A 23,800-nucleotide genomic window follows, 5' to 3' on the forward strand; every position below is an offset into this window, starting at 1 on the left:
TTTTCGGACGGCCCTACGAGGGGCCCAAGCGCCAGGTTTCTAGCGCGCGGCCAATCTGGTTTCGTGGGCGAAATAGGACTCAATGGAGTCGGCGACCGAGCCCATAAGTCGCGCCCGGCGATTGGGGTCCCTCAGCAGGGCTTCATCTTCCGGACTGGTGATGAATCCCATTTCCAGAAGGACCGCTGGAACATCCGGGGCCAGAAGGACTGCGAGCCCGGCTTCACGGTGGCTTCGGCGCAGCAGTGTCTGGTTCTCGGACAACCGGTCGAGCAACAGTTCAGCAAACGTAGCCGAGCGGTTCTTGGTCGCCCTCTGGGTCAGATCGTAAAGAATTCCGGAGACACCCCGGTCGCCCTGAAGACTGGCCTTCATGAACCAGTCGTCCTTGGAAACCAGCTTGGCCGAACGCGAAGCGGCGTGGTCAGCCAGGGTGTAGACACTGGCGCCCCGGGTGCTGGAATCCGGCCCGGAGTCTGCGTGGAGGGAAATGAACAGGTCGGCATCGGCCCGCCGTGCGATCTGCACCCGGGTTTCAAGGGGCACATAACGATCTGTCTGGCGGGTCATTACAATGTTGTACCGGCCAATCTTTTCCAGCCGCGCCTTCAGCGCCAGGGCGGCCGCCAGGGTCACATCCTTCTCGACCCCTGCAGCCCCAAGGGCGCCCGGGTCGCGTCCACCGTGTCCGGCATCGATGACAACCGTCTTTCTGAAAGCGCCTGCAGGGTCCTGCCTTGCCGCCGGCAGGGACACCAGCCGCAAGCCTTCAGGCCGCGGCGCTTCGGACTTTGCGGGGGGAGCAACCGGATTTGATGCGGTCTTGGCGGCTGCCAGGTCCAGCACGTAGCGGTAATTGCCAATGCCGTCCGCCGGCGGCAGGACGAAGCGTCGCTTCACTGTCGCGCTGGAATTCAGGTCAATTGTAACCTTCGCGCCCAGGGGCGTCCTGTTGATCGTCCAGGTCTTGACCAGGCCCTGCCCGCCCCCCTGTTTGACGGCGATATCGTCCACACCGGGCAGGTTGAGAACAACACGTCGCCCGGAGGGATCTGCAGCCTCAAGCTTGCCGGAAACCGAGCGGTCAAGGTCAATCACAAGCCGGGTTTCGAGGGAGTCGCCGCCGAGTCGGACCGTAAGAAGCTGGCTGGCCAGTCCGTTTGAAGCGAAAAGAAGCGCTGCACAGCCAACAAGCCCTGCGACAAAAACAGCCGGCTTTCGTCGCAAAAAGTCGGACACACGCAAGGACACTTCGGCTTTTACCTCATTACCCCGGCCTTTTTGGCCAGAACCATCAGCATCACTATACCCACAGACAGGGTAGAAAAATTGTTAAGCGCAGCCAGATGGTTCGCAACGCTTTCCTTTTTGACCTCAGTGTTGCAAAGTCACGGGGCTGCGGATCGATCAGGACTCTCTCCTGACGGCATTCGCGCAAAGCACCGCGTCGGTTTTGGACGAATTCTCGCCCTCGACGCAGCCTCCGATTCGCGACCTTCACGTCGCGCCTGGGAAACACACTATGGGCAGCGCAGCTCAAGCCAGTATCCGGCCGTCAACCGCCCGCGTCACAGACGCGCAAGGCGAACGCGCGTGCGCCCTCATGAACAATCGGCGGCGCCCGGGCTCAAGCCTCGCGGCGCGCCACGGAGAAGTTTTATATGACCAAGAAGATGCTCATCGACGCCTCGCACGCCGAAGAAACGCGTGTGGTGGTGATCGACGGTTCCCGAGTTGATGATTTCGATTTCGAGAGCCAGAACCGCAAACAGCTCAGGGGCAATATCTATCTCGCCAAGGTCACGCGCGTAGAGCCGTCGCTTCAGGCCGCCTTCATTGAGTACGGCGGAAATCGTCACGGCTTCCTGGCCTTCAACGAAATCCATCCCGACTACTACCAGATCCCCCTCGCCGACCGCGAAGCGCTCATGCGCGAAGAGGCCGAGGAGGACGACGAGCCGATCGAGGCGCGCGCCCGCTCGAATTCCGAAGATGGCGAAGAAGACGATGACGGCCCCCTCGGCGGGGACGACGATGATGACGTCATGGAAGAAGAGGTCGCCCGTCGCCGCCGGCGGCTGATGCGGCGCTACAAGATCCAGGAAGTCATCCGGCGCCGGCAGATCATGCTGGTCCAGGTGGTCAAGGAAGAGCGCGGCAACAAGGGCGCAGCCCTGACGACCTATCTGTCACTGGCCGGCCGCTATGGCGTCCTCATGCCCAACACCGCTCGCGGTGGCGGCATTTCGCGCAAGATCACCACGGTGACTGACCGCAAGCGCCTCAAGGGCGTGGTTCAGAGCCTGGATGTGCCGGACGGCATGGGCCTGATCGTCCGGACTGCGGGCGCCAAGCGCACCAAGGCGGAGATCAAACGCGACTACGAATACCTCCTGCGTCTGTGGGAGAATATCCGCGATACGACCCTGCATTCCGTGGCCCCGGCCCTCATCTATGAGGAAGAGGACCTGGTGAAGCGGACCATCCGCGACCTCTACGACAAGGACATCGAGGAGGTCTGGGTCGAGGGCGAAGCCGGCTTCAAGGAAGCGCGTGAGTTCATGCGCATGCTGATGCCGTCCCAGGCCAAGAAGGTTCAGGCCTATCGCGACCCGACGCCGCTCTTCGTCAAGCACAGGGTGGAAGACCACCTGTCGCAGATTTATTCGCCCAATGTGGCGTTGAAGTCAGGCGGCTATCTGGTGATCAACCAGACCGAAGCCCTTGTGGCCATCGACGTGAACTCCGGTCGTTCGACCCGTGAGAAGAACATCGAAGCCACTGCCCTCAAGACCAATATGGAAGCGGCGGAAGAAGCTGCCCGCCAGCTGCGTCTGCGTGACCTGGCCGGCCTGATTGTCATCGACTTCATCGACATGGATGAGTCCAAGAACAACCGGGCGGTCGAGAAGAAGCTGAAAGACGCCCTCAAGGACGATCGCGCCCGGATTCAGATGGGCAAGATCTCGTCCTTCGGTCTGATGGAGATCTCCCGCCAGCGTCGCCGCTCCGGCGTCCTGGAAGGCACGACCCATGTCTGCGAACATTGCGCAGGCACGGGCCGGGTTCGCTCGGTGGAGTCCAGCGCCCTCTCAGCCCTGCGCGCCGTCGAGATGGAAGCCGTCAAGGGCGGCGGGGAAGCCGTTCTCAAGGTTCCCGTGGCTGTCGGCCTCTACATTCTCAACGAAAAGCGCAATCACCTGGCGCGGGTTCACGAGAGCCGGGGCCTGTTCATCACCATCGCGCTCGATGACAATGTCGGCCTGGCCGGTCATGAAATCGAGCGGACGGCCAGCGAGCCGCGGCCTGAGCACGCCATCACGCACCACCGGCCCATCGAAGCCTATGTCCCCACCGACGAGGACATTGCCGACGACGACGTCGATGACATCGATGACGAGATCATCGAGGACGATGATGAAGACGGCGAGGATGAAGATCGGGCGCCGTCGCGGGGTCGCCCCCGGGAAGTTGAAGCCGACAGCGAAGATGGCGAGGACCGTAATGCCCGCCGCGGTCGCCGTCGTCGTCGTCGCGGACGTCGTGACGAGCCCAAGTCCGACGAGGCCCGTCCGCCCGTCGCGGCCGAAGCCCGCAGCGATGAAGAAGATGACGGCCAGGGCGGTCGTCGCCGCCGTCGTGGACGCCGTGGCGGTCGCAGGACCCGCGAGGATGGTCGTCCCATGGACGCCTTCTCATGGGTGCGCCCCTGGGTGCCCTATGGCGAAGACGCCTTTGTCTGGCACGATCCCGCTGAAGACATGAAGCCTGCAGCCCCGGCTGCCGAGCGTCCTGAACGCCCTGAACGCCAGGATCGACCAGAGCGGGCTGAGCGCCCTGAGCGCAAGGAGCGTCAGCGCCCCGAACGCGTGGCTGAGCCTGTGGCGACCAGCAGCGAGGACGACATCTGGGTGGAGCTTCCCGCCGTGGAAGAAAAGCCCAAGCGGACCCGGACCCGTCGTGGTCGCGGCCCTGCTGAAACCCCGGCTGTTGAAGTCGAGGCTGTTGAACCTGCGTCAGAAGCTGTGGTCGTCGAGTCCGCACCAGTGGTCGAGCCGGTCATCGAGGCGGAGCCTGCAGTTGAAGCGCCTCCGGCCAAGCCCGCCAGGGCCCGCCGGACCAAGGCCGTCAAGGCTGAAGTCGCAGCAGAGCCCGCAGTCGTTGAAGCTGAGCCGGTGACAATTCCTGAACCCGAAGCGGTTAAGGAGGAACCCAAGCCCCGCGAACCGGATCCGGCTGAAATCTCGGCGCCCCCCGCCTCGCCCCGTAAGGGCTGGTGGAGACGCTGACGAAGCGCTAGGATTTTGGAATTGGGTCGGGGCATGGCTAAGGAATACCGTATGGTCGCCCCGACCCGAGACTATCTGCGTTCCGCCCTGGCCGGCATCCTGGCTCTTGGCATGGCCCTTCAGAGCGCGCCGGCCCAGGCTCAATCAGAGCCGGTCTCCCTTATCCGCGACACTGAGATTGAAAACATCCTTCAGGCGGACGCCGAGCCGCTCTACGCAGCCGCGGGCCTGAATTCCAAGTCGATCAACATACTGTTGATCGGATCAAAGGACCTGAACGCCTTCGCCGGCCCGGGTACCATGGCGGTCTATACCGGCCTGATCCTCGAATCGACCAACGCCAACCAGTTGCAGGGCGTCATGGCCCACGAAATCGGGCACCTTGCCGGAGGGCACTCCGCCAGGTCGGGCGACATGACCACGGCGGGACTGAAACCCTTTCTCCTGACCATGGGTCTGGGGGTGCTGGCGGCCCTTGCAGGCAATACTGAAGCCGGCGCTGTCCTGGCTGGAAACGCCAGCTTCTTCGGCACCCTGGGCGCCCTTGGCTATAGCCGCGAACAGGAAAGCCGGGCCGATCAGGCTGGCCTGACCTATCTGGAGACAGCCAACCTGTCCGGCCGCGGGCTCGTCGATTTCTTCGACAACTTCCGCTATCAGGAGGTGTTCGAAGAAGCCCGGCGCTATCCCTACTTCCGGAGCCACCCCCTGTCTTCGACACGGATCGAGGCCCTGAGGGTCCGCGCCGAAAAGCTGCCCCACTTCAGCGCGCCCCTGGATGCGAAGCAGGAGGCCGACCATGCCATCATGAAGGCCAAGCTGCAGGGCTTCATCAATCCGACCATCGCCATCGCAAAGTGCGGTGACAAGGATCAGGACTTCCCGACCCGCTATGCCTGCGCCATCGCCCAGTACCAGTTGAAAGAGCCGGAAAAGGCCCTCAAGCTGGTTGACGCCCTGATCGCCGATCAGCCGAACAATCCCTATCTGTGGGAACTGAAGGGCCAGATCCTGTTCGAGTTCGGCCGCGCAGCCGAGGCCGAGGCGCCACAGCGCAAATCAGTGACCCTGAATCCTGACGCCCCCCTGCTGAGGGTCAATCTCGGCCAGACCCTGATCGCCCTGCCCTCCGACGCCAAGGTTGATGAAGGTATCGCCGAACTGAAGAAGTCGCTGGTTCAGGACGAGGAAAACTCGGCTGCATGGCGGCTCCTGGCCGAAGCCTATGATCGCCGGGGCCTGGACGGCCTGGCGCGCTACGCCACGGCGGAAGTCAATTTCCAGGAGGGCGACAAGCGTCAGGCGCTGATCTTCGCCATGCGCGCCCGGGACATGCTGCCCAAGGGATCCCCGGAATGGCGCAGGTCAATTGACATCGTCCTGGCGTCAAACCCTGACAAGGGAACCCTGAAGGACGTCACCAGCGATGGCGACAAGGACAAGCCTTCCTGACCTGCCCTTCCACCGAGACTACAAGCCTTCAACCCTGCGGACATCCCATGAGCTCACGCATTCTCCTGATCCTGACTGCCGCCATCGCCCTGACAGGGTGCCAGAAGATGTCAGACGCCGCCTTTGAAGAACGGGTTCATGCCTATCTGCGCACCCATCCCGAGGTCGTCGCAGAGTCCCTTCAGATCCTGCAGGCCAAGCAACAACTGGAAAAGTCCAAGTCCGCCAAGGCCTTGCTGGATACCCATCGCAAGGCGCTGGAACGGGACCCCAGGGATTTCGTCGCCAACCCCAATGGCAAGATCACGGTGGTCGAGTTCTATGACTTCCGCTGCGGCTACTGCAAGGTATCGGCCCCCGAAGTCGTCAAGCTGATCAAGGAAAACCCCGACGTCCGGTTTGTCTTCAAGAACTACCCGATCTTTGGCGGCGCATCCAATCTCGCCGCCCAGGTGACCATGACGGCCAAGGGCAAGACCAGGGGGCTGGAACTCTATCAGGCCTTCATGGCCGACAAGGCCCTGGACGAAGCCGCCATCAGTCGACTGCTTGCTGCCCAGGGTCTGAACCCGGTGGAGCTGGCGGCGGCCGGCAAGGCCCCGGACATCCTGCAGCACCTTGAAGACACAAAGCGGCTGGCTGACACCCTGAAGATAGAAGGTACGCCGGCCTTCATCGTAGGCGACATCATGATCCCGGGGGCCGACATGAACGCCCTTCAACAGGCCATTGCAGAAGCCAGGATCGGGCCGCTGAAGACTCCGCCCAAGGCCTGATCGCCGTTTGCTGCGCGAGACATCTCGCACTTTTCATTGGGCGTCCCTAGATTGTCCGGACATCACAGGGAGACCGAAATGGGCGAAAAGGTTCTGGTCATCGGTGCGGGCATAGCGGGCCTTTGCGCTGCTCTGGCCCTTGCGCCCACAGGCCGCCAGGTCACCCTTCTGGAAAGGGACCCGCCGCCGCCGACAGATGATCCCAACAAGGCCTTTTCGGACTGGTCACGGCGTGGGGTCGGTCATCTGCGCCACAGCCATGCCTTCCTGGCCCGCCTGCGCCTGATCATCCGCGACGAGCACCCGAAACTGCTGGCTGATCTGCTGGCCGCCGGATGCCGGGAGCTTGGTCTGGATGGCATGCTGACGGACATCCACCGTCGAACCTACAAACCTGAAGCCGTGGATGCGGACTTCGTGATCCTGACCAGCCGCCGGACCACCCTGGAACTGGTGATCCGCCGTTATGTGGAATCCCTGCCGGGGGTCGTCATCCGCTCGGAGTGCTTTGTCAGCGACGTTCTCACACGGGCCGGATCACCGATCACCGTCCGTGGCGTTCGTCTGGAAAATGGCGAAGAAGTACTCTGCGACGTCCTGGTGGACGCCGGCGGCCGGACTTCAAGCGTGGTCGAACAGCTGATCGCCCTGGGCGCGCCGATTTCCGAAACCGCCGAGAGTGCAGGCATCCTCTATTTTACCCGGCATTATCGCCTGAAGCCCGGGATGGAAGAACCACCCCGGGGCAAGGCTCCAGCTACCGGCGATCTGGGTTTCCTCAAGTTCGGCGTGTTTCCCGGGGATGAAGGCTGCTTTTCCATCACCCTCTGCGTTCCTGAAATCGAAATGGAGATGCGCAAGGCCATCGTTCACCCGGAGACCTTTGACGCCATCTGTCGTCAGATGCCCGGCATGGTCCCATGGATCGACCCAGAGCGGTCCGAACCGGTCAGCAAGGTGTTCGGCATGGGCGATCTGCAGAGCCGCTGGCGCACCCTGCTGAAGGACGGCGTTCCCGCCGCCCTGAATGTCTTCCCGGTCGGCGACAGCCTGGTTCGCACCAATCCCCTTTATGGCCGGGGGTGCTCCTTCGCGGCCGCCAGCGCCTATGCCCTGCGCGACGCCCTACGCGCCAGCCCGGACCCGGTCCGCCGGCTGGTCGCCTATGACGCCGGCGTGGTGCGCGACCTTCAGCCCTATTTCAAGTCCATGCTTGACCAGGACCGCAGCGCCATCAAACGCGCGCGCCAGGCCCTGACCCCCGGCCATGTCCCCAACCTGCGCAGCAAGGTGCTGAAAAGCTTCATGGAAGACGGGATCGGCGTGGCTGTACGATCAGACCCGGACCTGCTGCGGGCCGCCATGCGCGGCTTCCACATGCTCGAGCATCCGTCGGACTGGCTCAAGCGACCGAAGAATATCGCCAAGGTCCTGGGCTACTGGGCCCGGGGCAAGGCTGCCAATGCCGAGGCCTATCCGCCCAAGCCGGGCCCCGATCGCGAAACCCTGATGCGGACCGTGGGTATTTCTCCCGAGGCCGACATCCAGCGACTCAGCGCCGCCTAGATCAGACCCGCCCGGGGCGATGACGGATCGGCATAGGTCCGCCTGGCCATGCGGCCGGCGAGGAAGGCCTCCCGGCCGGCAATGACCGCATGCTTCATGGCGCTGGCCATCAGGATCGGGTCACGGGCCTCAGCAATGGCTGTGTTCATCAGGACAGCGTCACAGCCCAGCTCCATGGCCAGGACAGCGTCGGACGCGGTGCCAACACCGGCGTCCACCAGGACGGGCACCCTGGACTGTTCGATGATCAGGCCCAGATTCAGGGTGTTCTGTATGCCGCGCCCCGACCCGATAGGTGCAGCCGCCGGCATGATTGCCGCAGCTCCGGCGTCCTCCAGCTTGCGGGCATAGACCGGATCATCGCTGCAATAGACCATCACCTGGAAGCCGTCGGCGATCAGCAGCTTCAGGGCCCGCAGAGTCTCTTCCATGTCCGGCAGCAGGTGCTTGGTGTCGGACAGGACTTCCAGCTTCACCAGATCCCAGCCGCCGGCCTCACGGGCCAGGCGCAGGGTCCGCACGGCGTCCTCGCCAGTGAAGCACCCCGCCGTATTGGGCAGGAAGGTGAAACGGTCAGGCTTTACATAATCCACCAGCATGGGCTGGTTCGGGTCGGACAGATTGACCCGCCGAAGGGCGACCGTAACGATTTCGGCGCCGGCCGCCTCGGCGGCCGCAGCGTTCTGGGCGTAGTCCCTGTACTTGCCGGTCCCGACAATCAGGCGGGAGGTGAAGGTCCGGCCCGCCACGGTCCAGGTCTCGTTTCCCGGGATAGTTCCGTCCATGTCAGCCGCCTCCGATGAAGTGCACGATCTCGATGCGGTCGCGATCCGCAATCGACGTGGTCTGATAGGCCGAACGCGGCACGATCTCCAGATTTCGTTCCACGGCCACCTTGCGGGCGTCGAGTTCCAGGTGCGCAACAAGGTCGGCAATGGTGGCGAGGTCGGGAAAGCGCCGCTCTTCGCCGTTCAAAATCAGGTTCATGGCCCGCTCAAATTGGTCTGGTCGTTCGCCTGCGCTTGTGACCCCCGCCGCAGACCGTTACAAGACCATTGAATCGACGGCGGAGCCGAATGTCGAAACCGATCTATGTGCTGAACGGGCCCAATCTCAATCTACTTGGGGTCCGGGAGCCTGAAATCTACGGCAAGACGACCCTGGAGGACGTGCGGGCGCTGTGCGAGGCGCGCGCCAGGTCCCTGGGCAAGACCGTCGTGTTCCGTCAATCCAACCATGAAGGCCAGCTGGTCGACTGGATCCAGGAAGCGCGGACCAAGGCCTGCGCCATTGTGATCAACCCCGCCGCCTATGGTCATACCTCGATCGCCCTGCTCGACGCCCTGAAGGCGGCAGAGGTTCCAGTGATCGAATGCCACCTGTCGAACCCGGCGGCCCGCGAGGACTTCCGCCACCACACCTATGTGTCCCTGGTCGCCGCCGGCGTCGTAACCGGCCTGGGCGCAAAAAGTTATGAACTCGCCGTCGAGGCTGCAGCGGCGCTCGCCGTCTGACCTCCTCGTCCAGAAGCAAGGACCCAATCCATGGCCAGCACTCCCAAGGCGCCCGCCGATCCGATCGATTCGCGCCTCGTCCGCAAACTGGCGGACATCCTCACTGACACCGGCCTTTCGGAAATCGAGGTCGAGCACGGCGCCCTGAAGATCCGCGTGGCCCGGGCCCCGGCGACGGTCGCCTATGCCCAGGCGCCGGCCCCGGTCTATGCACCTGCCCCCGCCGCCGCCCCGCAAGCAGCACCCGCTGCCCCGGCTGCTGCCGAAGCCCCGGCGGCCAAGGCCCGCGCAGCTGGCGATCAGGTAAATTCCCCGATGGTTGGCACGGTCTACCTGCAGCCCCAGCCTGATGCGCCATCCTTCGTGAAGGTCGGCGACACCGTGGCGGCCGGCCAGACCCTGATGATCATCGAAGCCATGAAGACCATGAATCCCGTGCCTGCCCCGCGGGCCGGCAAGATCGTGGAAATCCTCGTGGGCGACGCCCAGCCGGTCGAGTTCGGCGAACCTCTCGTCATAATCGAGTAGGTCCATGTTCGACAAAATCCTCATCGCCAACCGCGGCGAGATTGCTCTGCGGATTCACCGCGCCTGCAAGGAGATGGGCATCGCCACCGTGGCGATCCATTCCGAGGCTGACGCTGGCGCCATGTGGGTCCGGCTGGCCGATGAGAGCGTCTGTGTCGGTCCGGCCTCGGCGACCAAGAGCTATCTGAACATTCCATCGATCATCGCGGCGGCGGAAATCACCGGCGCCAACGCCATTCACCCCGGCTATGGCTTCCTTTCCGAAAACGCCAGGTTCGCCGAGATCGTCAACGCCCACGGCTATACCTTCATTGGCCCGCGCCCCGAGCACATCACCATGATGGGCGACAAGATCACCGCCAAGCAGGCGGTGAAGGCGGCCGGGATTCCCGTGGTGCCTGGCTCTGACGGCGCCCTGACCACCGAGGAAGAGGCCATTGCGGCGGCCGCTGAAATCGGGTTCCCGGTCCTGATCAAGGCGGCCGCCGGCGGCGGCGGTCGCGGCATGAAGGTCGCCCAGACCGCAGAGGACCTGGCCGAAGCGGTCTCCACTGCCCGGGCCGAGGCCAAGGCCGCCTTTGGCGATGATGCGGTCTATATGGAGCGCTACCTCCAGACTCCGCGGCATATCGAAATCCAGGTCATCGCCGACAGTTTCGGCAATGTCTGCCACCTGGGAGAACGGGACTGCTCCCTGCAGCGCCGCCACCAGAAGGTTCTGGAAGAAGCCCCCTCCCCCGCCATCGACGCCGCTACCCGCGCCAGGATCGGCAAGGTCGTGGTCGATGCCATCAAGGCCATTGGCTATCTGGGCGTCGGCACCATCGAATTCCTCTACGAAAACGGCGAATTCTTCTTCATCGAGATGAACACCCGCCTGCAAGTGGAGCATCCGGTCACCGAAGCCATTACCGGCATTGACCTGGTCCGCGAGCAGATCCGCATAGCCGCGGGCCTTCCCCTGTCCTTCCGCCAGGAAGACATCATCTTCGAAGGGCACGCCATCGAGTGCCGCATCAATGCGGAAAACCCGAAAACCTTCACCCCCTCACCCGGCCTCATCACCGACTTCCATGCCCCGGGCGGCCTGGGCGTGCGGCTCGATAGCGCCATCTATGCCGGCTATTCCATCCCGCCCTACTACGACAGCCTGATCGGCAAGCTGATCGTCCATGGCCGGGACCGGGAAGAATGCATTGCCCGGGTCAATCGCTGCCTCGGGGAAATGGTCGTCGGCGGTATCGAGACGACAATACCCCTGTTCCAGGAACTGCTGACCCAGCCGGACATTCTCAGCGGAACCTACGACATTCACTGGCTCGAACGCTGGATGAAGGATCAACCTTCCGTCTAGCCACAGACTGAAGTTCTACGCCCCCGGAGGCCCCATGACCGACGCGATCACGCCCTTCACCCTTTCGGTTCCGGAGAGCGAGCTGGAGGATCTGCGACGGCGTCTGGCCGCCACCCGCTGGCCGGACAAGGAAACCGTCGGCGACTGGACGCAGGGCTCACCCCTCGCCAAGGTTCAGGCGCTCTGTGCGCACTGGTCGCAAGGTTATGACTGGCGGCGCGCTGAGGCGAAGCTGAACGCCCTGGGCCAGTTCAAGACCCGCATAGATGATCTCGACATCCACTTCCTGCATGTCCGCTCGCCGCACGAGGGGGCCATGCCCCTTATCATCACCCACGGCTGGCCCGGATCGGTGATGGAGTTCATGAAGGTGATCGGCCCGCTGACGGACCCTGTCGCCCATGGCGGCAAGGCTGAAGACGCCTTCCATGTGGTCGCCCCCTCCCTTCCCGGCTTCGGCTTCTCCGAGCGGCCATCATCCACCGGCTGGAACGTCGAGCGCATTGCAAAGGCCTGGGCCACGCTCATGGGCCGCCTTGGCTATAACCGTTGGGTCGCCCAGGGTGGAGATTGGGGCGCGGCGGTGACCACCGGCATCGGGGTCCTGAAACCTGAAGGCTGTGCGGCCATCCACGTCAACATGCCTCTGGTCTTCCCGGACGCAGAGGACCTGGGCGACATGTCCCAGCTGACGCCCCGCGAGCAAGCCGCCCTAGGCGCCATGGCCTACTACCAGGCCAAGGATTCCGGTTATTCCAAGCAGCAGAGCACCCGCCCCCAGTCCCTGGGCTATGGGCTGACGGATTCTCCGTCCGGTCAGGCCGCCTGGATCTATGAGAAGATGTGGGCCTGGACCGACAATCAGGGGACGCCCGAGGATGCGCTCACCCCGGACGAGATCCTCGACAACATCATGCTCTACTGGTTGCCCGCGACGGGGACATCGTCCGCAAGACTCTACTGGGAGAGCTTTGGCAGCTTCAACAGCACCAATCTCGACCTGCCGGTCGGGGTCAGCATCTATCCCAAGGAAATCTTCCGCCCCACCCGCAAGTGGGCCGAGCGGCGCATGAAGAACATCATCCACTGGAACGAGCTGGACAAGGGCGGCCATTTCGCGGCCTGGGAGCAGCCTGAGATCTATGTCCGGGAAATCAGGACCTGCTTCGCCCAGGTCCGCTAGGGTCGGTCTGTCGACCCGATGGATGGCTTTGGTCCACACGAGCTCCTGGAGTGTTACGCCCGGGGCGTCTTCCCCATGGCGGACGACCGGACCGATGAGAAGATCTATCTGGTCGATCCCCATCTGAGGGGCGTCCTGCCTCTGGACGGCTTTCATATTCCCCGCAGGCTGGCCCGCAAGATCCGGACCGAACCCTTTGAAATCCGGACTAATTCAGCCTTTTCGGAGGTTGTCGGCCTCTGCGCCGAAGCGGCGCCGGACCGTCCCGGCACCTGGATCAACCAGACCATCGAAGATCTGTATGCCGAACTGCACGCCATGGGGCATGCCCACTCGGTTGAGTGCTGGCAGGGCGGACAGCTGGTCGGCGGCCTCTATGGTGTGTCCCTGGCCGGAGCCTTCTTCGGCGAGAGCATGTTTTCCCGCGTCACAGACGCCTCAAAGGTCGCCCTGGTCTATCTGGTGGCGCGGCTGAAGGTCGGGGGCTTCCAGTTGCTGGACACCCAGTTCATCACCGACCACCTTCAACGGTTCGGGACTGAGGAAATTCCCCGCAAGGCCTATCAGCAGCGCCTGAGACAGGCCCTGAAGGTCCAGGCCTATTTCGGGCGGGCAGATCCCATGACCGGCGCAGAAGTCCTGCAGGTCACCATCCAGACGTCATAAACCGGATGCTGGAGGGGATTGAGCCCCGGCGAAGAGGCATACATCCAACCCTTGAAGACCTGCCGCGCCACCGGCGTCGGCTTGCCAGGCGCCGCCCTGGGCTGTGAGTCGATGGTCATATAGGCGATGGAGTCATCCATCGGCTCGTCAGGCGCGGTCTGCTCACAGGCCTTCACGGTGATGACAATGGACTTGTAACGGACCGGTTGGCCCACGGGCGCCTCAAACCGGATGGTCTCGGCTGTGACCTTGTCCAGGGCCTGGACAATCGCCACGTCGAACCGCGCCCGCTTCTGGGTGCTTTCGGCTGGTTTGTCTGCGACCTGCTGAGGCGGCGGTATGGCGGGCTTTATTTCGGACGCCGGCACGGCCGGGGCCGCGAGCGGCGCTGGCGCCTCGACAACTGATGGCGGGGCCTCCTCCGGCAGTTGCTCCGGGGCTGGCGCCTCCTGCGGCGTATTGGAGACCGGCTGCGCCATGACGACGCCGGCTCCAGCCAGGGCAGCAAGAAATATGAGGGGAGCCCGTGCCGACATCACCCTATTCCGGCCGCCAGGCCTCATAGTCGCCCGCCGCCTTGGGACGTTCCCCGCCACGGGCGATGGAACCCTTTGGCCGCCAGGCATGGATCGTGCCGGTCAGGTTGGGCAGGTGATCCTTTTCCCAGGCCTGGCGCTTCAGGGGCTCAACCGTCGGCGGTTCGTCAAAGGTGTAGTGCAGCCAGCCATGCCACTCGGGCGGCACCTTGGAGGCCTCGGCATAACCCTTGTAGATCACCCAGCGGCGTTTGCGGCCATCATAGGAATCCTTGGCGTCCCGGGCCTGGTAGTACTTGTTCCCGGTATCGTCCTGGCCAACGAAAACGCCGCGGCGCTTGATATGAAAGCTGGCGCCAATGGTTGCGCCGCCCCACCACGTGAAAATTGCTCTCAGCACGTTCGTACATGTCCAGTCGATTGGAAGCGGGCGGACTATAGGTCTGGTCGCCCACAGCGTCCAGCCTTCGCTGGGCGCAAGATATTGGGGATAGCCTCTCAACCAGCCGCAACATCTATTGCCGCGAGTCGGCGCGGCGCCTAACCTCGCGCCGAAGGAGTCTTTTCCGTGCGGAGCCTGGCGTCAAAGAATGAGCGCAGAGCCCTGGAACGCCCCACCGGGGTGATCGAGGTGCTGGCACCTTCCGCGTGGTCGGACGCCCGGGTTGAGTCCTGGCTGGAGTGGGCTGGTGAAAATCCGGATCTGCCCTCGGCCCTGTTCCGGCGGGCGGACTCCATCGCCACCCAGGCCGAAATCCTGGGCTTCATCGAGACAGACGCCCATGCTGATTTCCGCCGGGACCTGGGCGCCGCCCTGGCCTCGGGGCGGTTGGCGGTGTCAGAGCCCAGGTCAGGCGAACTGCCCAGGCTGGCGCCGGCTGACAAGGGAGACCTGACCCAGGCCCTCAAGTCCCTGCGCAGCGAACGACGGGGCCGGGCGGCCGCCCAGGCCGCAGCCCTGGAAGTTGGAAGACGCCTCCAGGCGGTGATGGACGCCATTAATCGTTGTGAAGGCGATCCGGCCGCGTGCGCTGATCCCATGTCCAATCCCACCCTGGCGCGGGCCGTGGAAGCAGCCAGGACTTCCGGCGCACCTGACGCCCTGATTGTGGAGGCCATAACCCTGGCCAGGGGCGGTGAGTCGGGCTGGGACTCCGCCCTGCCCTCCTTCACCAATGACGATGTCAGGATCATCGCGGTCTTCACGGGTGAGCCGGACGAAGACCATGCAGACGCCCTGGCTGCGGCGGCCTGGGAAACCGGTCAGGTGACGGCGGCGTTTTCCGGCGCCAGCTCTGGCCGTCTCGCCCAGCGTGGCAAGCCAAGCAGGGGCGCCCTTGACGTCAATGCCTATGGCGATGGCCCGGACTTCGACGGCGAGGTTTTCGAGGCTGACCTCCGGCTGCTGGCCATAACCCTCGCAAGCCAGGGCGGTCCGATCGCCCTCGGCCTGGCCGGGGTCGCGGACTGGCTGATGGCCCAAGGCCTGGCCTATGACAGCCATTATGGACACAAGGCGGTCCAGGATCTCTTTGCCCGCGCCCGGGAGGTTGTCGCCAACCTAAATCTCGGCGACGGCGGCCTGGCCGTCTTTGACGATCCGGAAATCGCCCTGCGCCTTGGCGGCGTGAACGCCGGCGCCGGCCCCTCGACCGGGCCGATCACGATTGCCCAGATGGAAGATGGTGAAACCCTTCACCTCCTTTCCCAGCAGGCCCTGCGAGGGGCTGCGTCCCTGGGGATCGATCCCGGACAGCTGCGCGAACACATTCTGGGCGCCCGGGAGTTGTCTGGGGCGCCCGGGGTGAATCATCAGACCCTGCAGGCCCGTGGCTTCACGGATCATGAGATCTCGGCTGTTGAATCCGCCCTGCCCTTCGCCACGCGGCTTTCCGACGCCATTTCACCGGCCTCGATTGACCCGGGCTTCCTCACCGATGTCCTTGGTCTTACGGCGGCGGACCTGGCCAATCACGATCTCGACCTTCTCGAGCGCATGGGCTTTGCCGATGAGGACATTGCGGCGGCGGAAATCTACGCCCTTGGCGCCGGGAACACGGCTGAGGCGGAGTTCCTGACCCATGATCAGCGGCTGGTTTTCCGATCGGCTGATGAGATCGGGCCGGCGGCCTACTTCCTCATGCTGGCGGCCATCCAGCCCCATCTCGACGTGCCACCCGTGGCGGAAATCGAACTTGAGTGGGATTCAGAGCCTTCGGACGCAAAGATCCTGATCAGCCTGGCGGCCCAGACCGGCGTCGGCGCGATCCGTGTCCGCCGCATGGAGCCTCCGGCCGATCTCCAACTCGACCTGCCCAAGGTCCAGAGCACGCCCCCCAGGGAAGCCCGGCCCGCAGAGTCCGAGACAGAACCCCGCGCCGCCGATCCCCGCATGGCCCCGCCGCCCCAGGAGCGGATCGTCGAGCGCATTGTCGAGCGTGAGCGCACCCGGCGCAAACTCCCCGACCGCCGCAAGGGCTATATCCAGAAGGCTGCGGTCGGCGGCCACAAGGTCTATATCCATACCGGCGAATACGATGACGGCGAGCTGGGCGAGATCTTCATCGACATGCACAAGGAAGGCGCCGCCTTCCGCTCGCTGATGAACAATTTCGCCATCGGCATTTCCATCGGCCTGCAATACGGCGTGCCCCTGGAAGAGTTCGTCGACGCCTTTGTCTTCACCCGCTTCGAGCCCGCCGGCCCCGTGACCGGCAATGACTCGGTCAAGTCAGCGACCTCGATACTGGACTATATCTTCCGCGAACTGGGGATCTCGTATCTGGGCCGGGACGAGCTGGCCAATGCCGACGGCGAGCTGAACGCTGATGGCCTGGGTCAGGGCAAGGATCTGGCTGAGGGAGAAGAAGGTCAGGACAACGAGCCACAACCGGCCTCCCGGTTCATCTCAAAAGGCTTTTCCCGCGGCGCTGCGCCGGACAATCTGGTCTTCCTTCCGTCCGCCAGCCGCAGCTTCCCTGCCGGCCCCATGGAGGCTGATGTCTGCGCAGCCTGTGGCGACGTCGCCGTAGTGCGCAAGGGCATGAGCCTGATCTGCGAAACCTGCGGCGCCCGGGCGGGCCCCCTCGATGGAAAGACCGGCTAGGTGACATTCCTGGACTATGCCCGCAGGGGCAAGAATGACAGCTGGCGGTATGTCCTGGGGCTGGTGCTGGGCCCGATTCTGGCTCTGATCCTGGGCGCCCTCCTGCTGATCCCGGCGACGTTCAACAACCTGCTGCCCGAAGACATTGAAAGCCAGCTGACCCAGGTCAAGGACCCCTTCATCTTCTTCCCGGTCACGGGCGTCATCTTCGGCCTGTTCCTGGCTGGTTATAGCCTGGCGATCTTCCTGCTTCAGAAGAAGTCGCCCCTGGACATACTGGGACGCTGGACCTGGAAGTCCTTTGTTCTGGGCGCCGCCCTTTGGCTGGCCTATCTCGGAATCTGCACCCTCGTGGACTTCGCCCTGAGCCCAAAGGGCTTCCGGATTTCACCCACTCCCCCCAGTCTGGACCTGATCCTGGTCATCGTCGGGGCCCTTGCGGTTCAGACCTTCGCCGAGGAGTTCGTGTTTCGGGGGTATCTCACCCAGGGCCTGCTACTGGGGTTGAAGAATCCGGTCGCCGCATCCCTGGCCTGCGGATTGGCTTTTGGCGCCCTGCACATTCCCAACGGAGCGCCCCAGGCCGCCAGCGCGGTAGTCTTCGGGATCGGCCTCTCCCTTATCGCCATCCGCACAGGCAGCCTCGCCTTCGGCAGCGGCCTGCACCTGGTCAATAACGCCTATGGCGCGATCATCGTCGTGTCAGAGCAGGATGTCTTTCGCGGAAGCCCCGGATTTCTTTACCAGAACACGCCGCACCTGACGTGGTGGGACATGGGGCTCGGGCTTGGCGGCCTGGCCCTGATGGCATTTGTCATCTGGAAAAACGGCCCTGCGGACCGTCCGGAAGCGGCCTAGAGGCTGAGACCAAGCTTGGCCGTCACGACCGGCAGGAAGACCGCGTAGTTCAGCAGGAAGAAGCCGTACATGGCGGCGAGGCCTGGCCGACCATCCCGCCAATTGATCACGATCCCGGCGACCAGCGGGCCGCTGATCGGGCCGATCAACAAGTACGGAGCGATGCGCTTCAGGGTCGACACGTTAAAAAAGTCCTAACTGTTAGGAAACTTTTAACCAGCTCTCCGGGCTGAGCAACAGGTTTTCCTGAAACGTGGTTAACCCCGGTCCCTGTCCCCTCCCCCTAGGTCAGACTTGCAATTGCGGCCCGCCGCAGCATGGTGACGTCAACAAGATCACGACGACCCAGGATCCCTCATGACCTCCCACCTCATTGAAACCCACGTCGATGGCGTCGCCACCCTGACGCTCAACCGTCCCGAGGCCCGCAACGCCATGACCGGCGAAATGCTCGACGGCCTTTCAGAAGCTGTTCCAAGACTGGCTGCTGACCCGAATGTCCGTGTTGTCGTGCTGACCGGGGCCGGAGGCGCCTTTTGCGCCGGCGGAGACGTCAAGGGCTTCGCCGCCGACACCGGTCGCGGGGCCGGAGGCGGCGGTGGTCCCGGCATGGAGCAAAGGGTGGCCGGTCTTCGCAGGGGTATGGAGGTGGTCAAGGTCCTGCACGAAATGCCCAAGCCCACCGTGGCCATCATGCCCGGCCCGGCGGCCGGTGCGGGCCTGTCACTGGCCCTGGCCTGCGACCTGCGTTTCTGCGTTTCGACGGCCAAGCTGACCACCGCATTCTCGAAGATCGCGGTCTCGGGCGACTATGGCGGGTCCTATTTCCTCAGCAAGCTGGTGGGCAGCGCCCGGGCGCGGGAACTCTACTTCACCGCCGACGTCCTTACCGGCGAACAGGCCCTGGCCCTGGGCATAGTCACCAAGACCGCTCCGCCGGAAGACTTCGCCGCTGCCGCCCAGGCCTATGTCAGCTACCTGGCCAGCCTGCCCACCCTGGCGGTGGGCTATATGAAGCGCAACCTCAACGCCGCCGAGACTTCCACCCTGTCCGAGCTGCTGGATCTGGAAGCCATGCACATGGTTCGCACCATGATGACCGAGGATCACAAGTCCGCCTCGGTGGCCTTTGTGGAAAAGCGCCCGCCGGTCTTCAACGGGCGCTGAGTTCGGGCATCCTCAGGCCAGGGCGCGGGCAAGCGCGTTCTGGCTGTCCCGCCCGGCCTGCAGGGTGACATAGGCCTCACGCATCCACTGGAAGGCGTGGAAGGCGCCGGGATAGACGTGCAGCTCGACCGGAACGCCACTTCGCAACAACCGTCGGGCATATTCCAGATCCTCTTCCAGGAAGAGATCCAGAGAGCCCGTGGCGATATAGGTGGGTGGCAGGCCCGCTACGCTCTCGGCACGCGCCGCCGCAGCATAGGGTGACACACCCGCCCCGCCGGGTTCCTGTCCCAGCAGGCAGGACCAGCCGAAGTGATTGCTTCTGGCCGTCCAGACGTATTCTCCGGCAAAGGGATGGGGATCGGCTGTTGTGCAGGTCCGGTCGTCAATCATCGGATAGATCAGGTGCTGGAAGGCCAGACTGTACTCGGCCCGGTCCCGGACCAGCAGGGCAAGGCCCGCCGCCAGTCCTCCCCCGGCGCTTTCGCCCATGACGCCAAGCCGCCCGACGTCCACCCCAAGCTCAGCGGCGTTCTGGTTGATCCAGGCCAGGACGGCGTAACAATCTTCAACCGCCCCCGGAAAACGGGTCTCCGGCGCAAGGCGATAGTCCACCGAAACGATGACGCAGCCCAGATCTGCCGCCAGGGGCCGATGCATGGCCTCATTGGACATCAGCGATCCGCTCACATAGCCGCCGCCATGAATGTGCAGGATGCAGGGCAAGGCGCCCTCCGCCCCAGCCGGCCGATAGATGGCGACCCCGACCTCGGGCGCGTCCTTCGGTCCCGGAACTGTTCTCTGCACCAGTTCGCTCCGTCGCAGGTCTTCCGGCTTGACCTCGAACATGGGCGGCCGGGCCCGCATGGCCGGCAGGATTTCCGCGCTGAGCTCCAGGGGCGGCATGGAGTCCACCATGGGCAGGAGTTCGGGATCAACCAGATGACGACTGTCAGGAAACGGCATGGGGCTCGGGCCTTTGAATACAGGAGGGGCGGAAGCTAACCCGAAGCTGGAACCTGCGCAAAGCCGCGTCATTCCGCATAATTCAGTCGGCCGCGCCTGGCCTGTACACTGGACATGCAATCCCGTTCCATGATGATAGGGCGGCTTAGACGTCCCGTCAGTATGCTGACCCCGGGGCTGCCAGGAACGCGTCGGGGGCGCCAGGACCATGGTCAAGAGAACAGCCTTTTTCGCGGCGGCCTCCATACTGGCCGGAACGGCCCTGTCCCCGGAGGCCCTGGCCCAGACTGCAGCTCCCCAGGCTGCAACTCCCCAGGCTGCTGCTCCTCTGGCGACGGCCCCGGCGGCCGCGCCCAGTGATACGGCGACCTTCGCTCCCGCCTATTTCGCGGCCTATAACCCGGTGACGGCGGCGGACATGGTTTCGCGCATTCCCGGCTTCGAACTCAAGGATGGCGACGAGCGGCGCGGCTTTGGCGGTTCGGCCGGCAACCTGCTGATCAATGGCGAACGGCCCAGTTCAAAAGCGACTCCGTCCGACCTGCTCAAGCGCATTCCCGCCGGTGACGTGGCCAGGATCGAAGTCATAGCCGGCACCAGCGCCCAGGCCGATGTCCGGGGTCAGTCCCAGTTCGTCAATGTGGTCACCCGCTCGACCAAGAAGGACTCATCGACCAGCTACGCCATTGGCCTGCGCCATATCGAATTTTCAGAGCGTATCGCCTGGCTTACCCAGGCCTCCAGATCCATCCAGCTGGGCCCGAAGGCGGAGCTCGCCCTGGACATCCAGTCCCCCAATATTCTGGGCCGCAGCGAAAACCGCGACGTGCTGATGACCGGCGCAGGGGTGAAAACCGGGTCGAGGATTTTTGTCGGCCGACCCACCAATTTCGGGATCCAGGGGTCTGCAAACCTGCGCTGGCAGGCCACCCCCATGGACTCGGTGAACCTCAACCTGCAGTACGTCCCCAACTGGAACAAGACGAACTCCTTCCAGCTGGAAGGCCTGCCCAATGGCGCCCTGACCTCGTCCATTCTCGGGCGCACCACCTATGGCGACAACTACACCATGGAGCTGGGTGGCGCCTGGGAGCACCGGTTCAGCTCAAGCCTGTCGGCCAAGTTGATCGTTCTGGCCTCCAATGGAAGCCTCGATCAGCGTGATGTCTTCGAAACCTATGCCGCGCCTTCCACCTTCGTGACCCGGACCCAGAACCGCAGCACCACTAATGGCGAGCGCATCGCCCGTGGGCGGGTCAAGTGGAGCGCCACCAGCGCCCACACCCTCGAATTCGGCGCAGAGGGCGCCTTCAACTATCGCGACACCGGCCTGGCCATCACCAGCCAGCTGCCCGGCAAGGCGCCGACCCGGGTGGTCCTGCCGGTTGCCGACGCCCGGGTGGAAGAGGTGCGGGCCGAGATCTTCGCCTCGGACATCTGGACGATCACGCCGCGCCTGACCCTGGAAACCGACCTCAATATGGAGACCTCGCGCATCACCCAGTCGGGGGACCGGCAACAGGAGCGGGACTTCAAGTACATCAAGCCCCGTCTGATCGCGACCTACACCCTGGGCCCGGCCTCCACCCTGAACGCCAGCCTGATCCGCGATGTCTCCCAGCTGGACTTTGCCGAGTTCAGCAGCGCCGTGGATTTCGTGAACACCTCGACCATCATCGGCAATCCCGGCCTCAAGCCGGAAAAGGCCTGGAAGATGCGGGTGGAGTGGGAATCCCGCCTGGCTGCCCGCACAGCCGTGACCGCAGTGGCCTTTTATGACGCCATCGAGGATGTCCACGACCTTGTGGTCCTGAACGGCGTCGACGCCTTCGGCAACATCGGCAAGGGAACCCGGATCGGCGCCGAGATCCGCGCCACTCTTCCCCTTGAGCAGTATGGAGTGCCGGGCGCCGAACTGCGCCTGAACGGCATTTACCAGCAGACCCGGGTCACCGACCCGGTTACCGGACAGAAGCGGTCCTTCTCCGTGCCTCTGGAGCGCCAGGGCACAGCGGCGGGATCTCCTGCCCTGAACGGTGGCAACAAGGACTGGGCCTATGTGGTCAATTTCCGTCAGAACCTGCCCGCCCTGCAATCGTCATGGGGTGTCACCCTGACCCAGTGGGCGGGTCGGCGGGAATTCCGGCTGGCCGAAGAGTTCAAGTATGTCCGGAAGGAACCGCGTATCGACTTCTTCGTGGAAACCACGGCTCTGAAGCCTGTCACCCTGCGGGTCTTCCTCAACAATGTCCTGACCTCGGAAGAGACCCGGACCCGCAGCTTCTATGCCGGCAGCCGGGCATCGGGGACCATTTCCCGGGTAGAGGTCCGCAAGTCCGACGGGGCGTCAGAGGGATCGCTGATCTATGGTTTCCAGGTCTCCGGGCGGTTCTGATAACAAGGCCAGCCAGGCCAGGGCTGCATGACCGAAGGAACCCTGCATGTCGGAAAATGAAGCCACCATCCGCCGGTTCATTGACGCCTGGCCCCGGCTGGATCCGGATGAGCTGGTCGCTTTCTTCACCGAGGACGGCATCTATCACAACATGCCCATTGGCCCGATCCAGGGTCAGGCCGCCCTGCGACCCTTCATCGCCGCCTTTCTCGGGAACTGGACGGCGACGAACTGGGACATCCTCAACATCACCGCCCAGGGCGATCTGGTCATGGCGGAGCGGGTAGACCACATCACAGTCGGCGAGAAGCAGATCGACCTGCCCTGCTGCGGCGTCTTCGAACTGCGCGACGGCAGGATCGCCGCCTGGCGCGACTATTTTGACATGGGAACCTATACCCGGGCCCTGGCGGGTTGATCTCCCAAGAGCCCTGAGACAGGCCCACCTCTCCGCCCGACCATCCCGTAAGGTTTTGACGTCAGGGGGCGGGCTCCGTTACACGGGCCCATGCTCAGACCTCTCCTCGCTGTCGTCGCGATCCTGTCGGCGTCATCTTCCAACGCCATTGCACAGGGAAAGCCCGTGACCACACCTACGCCGTCGACCTCCGCCGCAGACCCCATGGCCTCTGTTCCCATGGACAAGGTCAGCTATTTTATCGGCCGCAATATCGGCGACAGCCTGCGCAATCAGGGCCTGAGCCCCCAGGTCGACAAGCTGTCAGAGGGCATTGCTGACGTGCTGGCCGGCAAGCCCAGCCGGGTTCCCGAAGCTGAACTCATGGCGGCCATGGAAAAGTTCCAGGTCGCCCTGCAGGCTGTTGAGGTCCAGAAGCGGGAGGAAGCGGCGAAGGTCAGCCTCCAGTACCTGGCCGAAAACGGCAAGCGTGCCGGCGTCACCACCACAGCCAGCGGCCTTCAATACGAAGTACTGCGGGCTGCCGAGGGCCCCAAACCTTCAGCGACCGACACGGTCCAGGTCCACTATCGGGGCACCCTGATCAACGGCAAGGAGTTCGACTCCAGCTATGCCCGCAATGAACCGGCCTCTTTCCCCCTGAACAGGGTCATCTCCGGCTGGACCGAGGGCCTGGCCCTGATGAGCAAGGGCGCCAAGTTCCGCTTCGTCATTCCGGGAAATCTGGCCTATGGCGACCGCGGCAGCCCACCGGACATCGGCCCCAATGAGACCCTGATCTTCGAGGTCGAACTGTTGGATATCATTGGCAAGTAATCGCCGCCTGACCTTTTTTGAAAAAATCCGGGGCCGTCACCTTGACGGCCGCCGGGCCGCTTCCCACCTCCTGATCGTGCGGGCCGGGCCCCTCTGACAGTTTGCCACAACGGCAGGCCGTGATGTCGGACCGCATCGGGAGCTTCCCGAAGTCGGCTCGGTCAATACCCCTGCGAACGCGCCCTCTTCACAGCTCCTGCAACAGCCGGG

21 protein-coding genes are annotated in these 23,800 nt (G+C 63.9%); 15 read left to right on the forward strand and 6 right to left on the reverse strand.

Going from position 1 to position 23,800, the window contains the following annotated elements:
* Positions 1–39: 39 nt before the first annotated feature.
* Positions 40–1,251 carry an N-acetylmuramoyl-L-alanine amidase gene (locus CFE28_10470; GenBank protein OYU70373.1) on the reverse strand — a complete coding sequence of 404 codons (1,212 nt, stop codon included), beginning with the start codon at positions 1,249–1,251 and terminating at the stop codon, positions 40–42.
* A gap of 410 nt (positions 1,252–1,661) precedes the next feature.
* Between CFE28_10470 and CFE28_10475 the strand changes: the two genes are divergently transcribed.
* The 4 genes from CFE28_10475 to CFE28_10490 all read left to right on the forward strand — a co-directional run bounded on the left by CFE28_10475 (position 1,662) and on the right by CFE28_10490 (position 8,083).
* A complete protein-coding gene (locus CFE28_10475) occupies positions 1,662–4,289 on the forward strand; it encodes a ribonuclease E/G (protein OYU70374.1) in 2,628 nt (875 codons plus the stop codon).
* Positions 4,290–4,340: 51 nt separating this feature from the next.
* Positions 4,341–5,741 carry a peptidase M48 gene (locus tag CFE28_10480; protein ID OYU70375.1) on the forward strand — a complete coding sequence of 467 codons (1,401 nt, stop codon included), beginning with the start codon at positions 4,341–4,343 and terminating at the stop codon, positions 5,739–5,741.
* A 47-nt stretch (positions 5,742–5,788) separates the two neighbouring features.
* Positions 5,789–6,517 (forward strand): disulfide bond formation protein DsbA, encoded by a 729-nt coding sequence (locus tag CFE28_10485; GenBank protein ID OYU70376.1) that lies wholly within the window; start codon positions 5,789–5,791, stop codon positions 6,515–6,517.
* A 78-nt stretch (positions 6,518–6,595) separates the two neighbouring features.
* A complete protein-coding gene (locus tag CFE28_10490; protein OYU70377.1) occupies positions 6,596–8,083 on the forward strand; it encodes an FAD-dependent oxidoreductase in 1,488 nt (495 codons plus the stop codon).
* Here CFE28_10490 and CFE28_10495 read toward each other — a convergent pair.
* Both CFE28_10495 and thiS read right to left on the reverse strand, forming a co-directional pair.
* On the reverse strand, positions 8,080–8,868 hold the full coding sequence (locus CFE28_10495) for a thiazole synthase (protein OYU70378.1): 789 nt from the start codon (positions 8,866–8,868) through the stop codon (positions 8,080–8,082). The two genes, CFE28_10490 and CFE28_10495, sit on opposite strands and share 4 nt — an antisense overlap.
* 1 nt (position 8,869) lies before the next feature.
* Positions 8,870–9,070 (reverse strand): thiamine biosynthesis protein ThiS, encoded by a 201-nt coding sequence (gene thiS / locus CFE28_10500; protein OYU70379.1) that lies wholly within the window; start codon positions 9,068–9,070, stop codon positions 8,870–8,872.
* Between the two features lie 89 nt (positions 9,071–9,159).
* Between thiS and aroQ the strand changes: the two genes are divergently transcribed.
* From aroQ to CFE28_10525, 5 genes are read left to right on the forward strand one after another with little or no spacing between them, the layout of a single operon-like run.
* Entirely contained in the window at positions 9,160–9,597 is a 438-nt protein-coding gene (aroQ, locus tag CFE28_10505; protein OYU70380.1) for a type II 3-dehydroquinate dehydratase, read from the forward strand.
* Positions 9,598–9,627: 30 nt separating this feature from the next.
* Positions 9,628–10,125 carry an acetyl-CoA carboxylase, biotin carboxyl carrier protein gene (accB, locus tag CFE28_10510; GenBank protein ID OYU70381.1) on the forward strand — a complete coding sequence of 166 codons (498 nt, stop codon included), beginning with the start codon at positions 9,628–9,630 and terminating at the stop codon, positions 10,123–10,125.
* Between the two features lie 4 nt (positions 10,126–10,129).
* Positions 10,130–11,479 carry an acetyl-CoA carboxylase biotin carboxylase subunit gene (gene accC / locus CFE28_10515; GenBank protein OYU70382.1) on the forward strand — a complete coding sequence of 450 codons (1,350 nt, stop codon included), beginning with the start codon at positions 10,130–10,132 and terminating at the stop codon, positions 11,477–11,479.
* A 34-nt stretch (positions 11,480–11,513) separates the two neighbouring features.
* Positions 11,514–12,662 carry an epoxide hydrolase gene (locus tag CFE28_10520; protein ID OYU70383.1) on the forward strand — a complete coding sequence of 383 codons (1,149 nt, stop codon included), beginning with the start codon at positions 11,514–11,516 and terminating at the stop codon, positions 12,660–12,662.
* Between the two features lie 18 nt (positions 12,663–12,680).
* Positions 12,681–13,328, forward strand: coding sequence for a leucyl/phenylalanyl-tRNA--protein transferase (locus CFE28_10525; protein ID OYU70384.1), 648 nt, complete (start codon positions 12,681–12,683; stop codon positions 13,326–13,328).
* On the opposite strand, the gene CFE28_10530 is transcribed toward CFE28_10525, so the two are convergent.
* A complete protein-coding gene (locus CFE28_10530; protein ID OYU70385.1) occupies positions 13,262–13,864 on the reverse strand; it encodes a hypothetical protein in 603 nt (200 codons plus the stop codon). The two genes, CFE28_10525 and CFE28_10530, sit on opposite strands and share 67 nt — an antisense overlap.
* Before the next feature lie 4 nt (positions 13,865–13,868).
* The gene (locus CFE28_10535; protein OYU70386.1) at positions 13,869–14,264 is read right to left on the reverse strand and encodes an NADH:ubiquinone oxidoreductase subunit NDUFA12; all 396 of its coding nucleotides are present in this window, start codon (positions 14,262–14,264) and stop codon (positions 13,869–13,871) included.
* Positions 14,265–14,486: 222 nt separating this feature from the next.
* On the opposite strand from CFE28_10535, the gene CFE28_10540 reads away from it, so the two are divergent.
* The 3 genes from CFE28_10540 (at position 14,487) to CFE28_10550 (ending at position 18,995) form a co-directional block, all read left to right on the forward strand.
* Positions 14,487–16,970, forward strand: coding sequence for a ribonucleotide reductase (locus CFE28_10540; protein OYU70387.1), 2,484 nt, complete (start codon positions 14,487–14,489; stop codon positions 16,968–16,970).
* Positions 16,971–17,828, forward strand: a complete 858-nt coding sequence (locus CFE28_10545; protein ID OYU70388.1) for a hypothetical protein — start codon at positions 16,971–16,973, stop codon at positions 17,826–17,828. It begins immediately after the preceding gene.
* 357 nt (positions 17,829–18,185) lie between these two features.
* Complete coding sequence (locus CFE28_10550) at positions 18,186–18,995, forward strand: enoyl-CoA hydratase (GenBank protein ID OYU70389.1); 810 nt, start codon at positions 18,186–18,188, stop codon at positions 18,993–18,995.
* A gap of 12 nt (positions 18,996–19,007) precedes the next feature.
* Here the strand turns inward: CFE28_10550 and CFE28_10555 are convergent, their stop codons facing one another.
* Positions 19,008–19,961 carry an arylesterase gene (locus CFE28_10555; protein ID OYU70390.1) on the reverse strand — a complete coding sequence of 318 codons (954 nt, stop codon included), beginning with the start codon at positions 19,959–19,961 and terminating at the stop codon, positions 19,008–19,010.
* 208 nt (positions 19,962–20,169) lie between these two features.
* Here CFE28_10555 and CFE28_10560 point away from each other — a divergent pair, with 208 nt between their 5' ends.
* The 3 genes from CFE28_10560 to CFE28_10570 all read left to right on the forward strand — a co-directional run bounded on the left by CFE28_10560 (position 20,170) and on the right by CFE28_10570 (position 23,590).
* Positions 20,170–22,356 carry a hypothetical protein gene (locus tag CFE28_10560; GenBank protein OYU70391.1) on the forward strand — a complete coding sequence of 729 codons (2,187 nt, stop codon included), beginning with the start codon at positions 20,170–20,172 and terminating at the stop codon, positions 22,354–22,356.
* Between the two features lie 46 nt (positions 22,357–22,402).
* The gene (locus tag CFE28_10565) at positions 22,403–22,774 is read left to right on the forward strand and encodes a limonene-1,2-epoxide hydrolase (protein ID OYU70392.1); all 372 of its coding nucleotides are present in this window, start codon (positions 22,403–22,405) and stop codon (positions 22,772–22,774) included.
* Positions 22,775–22,864: 90 nt separating this feature from the next.
* A complete protein-coding gene (locus CFE28_10570; GenBank protein OYU70393.1) occupies positions 22,865–23,590 on the forward strand; it encodes a hypothetical protein in 726 nt (241 codons plus the stop codon).
* The last annotated feature ends 210 nt before the right edge of the window (positions 23,591–23,800 follow it).

It is taken from the genome of Alphaproteobacteria bacterium PA2 (assembly GCA_002256425.1).
Taxonomy (GTDB): domain Bacteria; phylum Pseudomonadota; class Alphaproteobacteria; order Caulobacterales; family Caulobacteraceae; genus Phenylobacterium.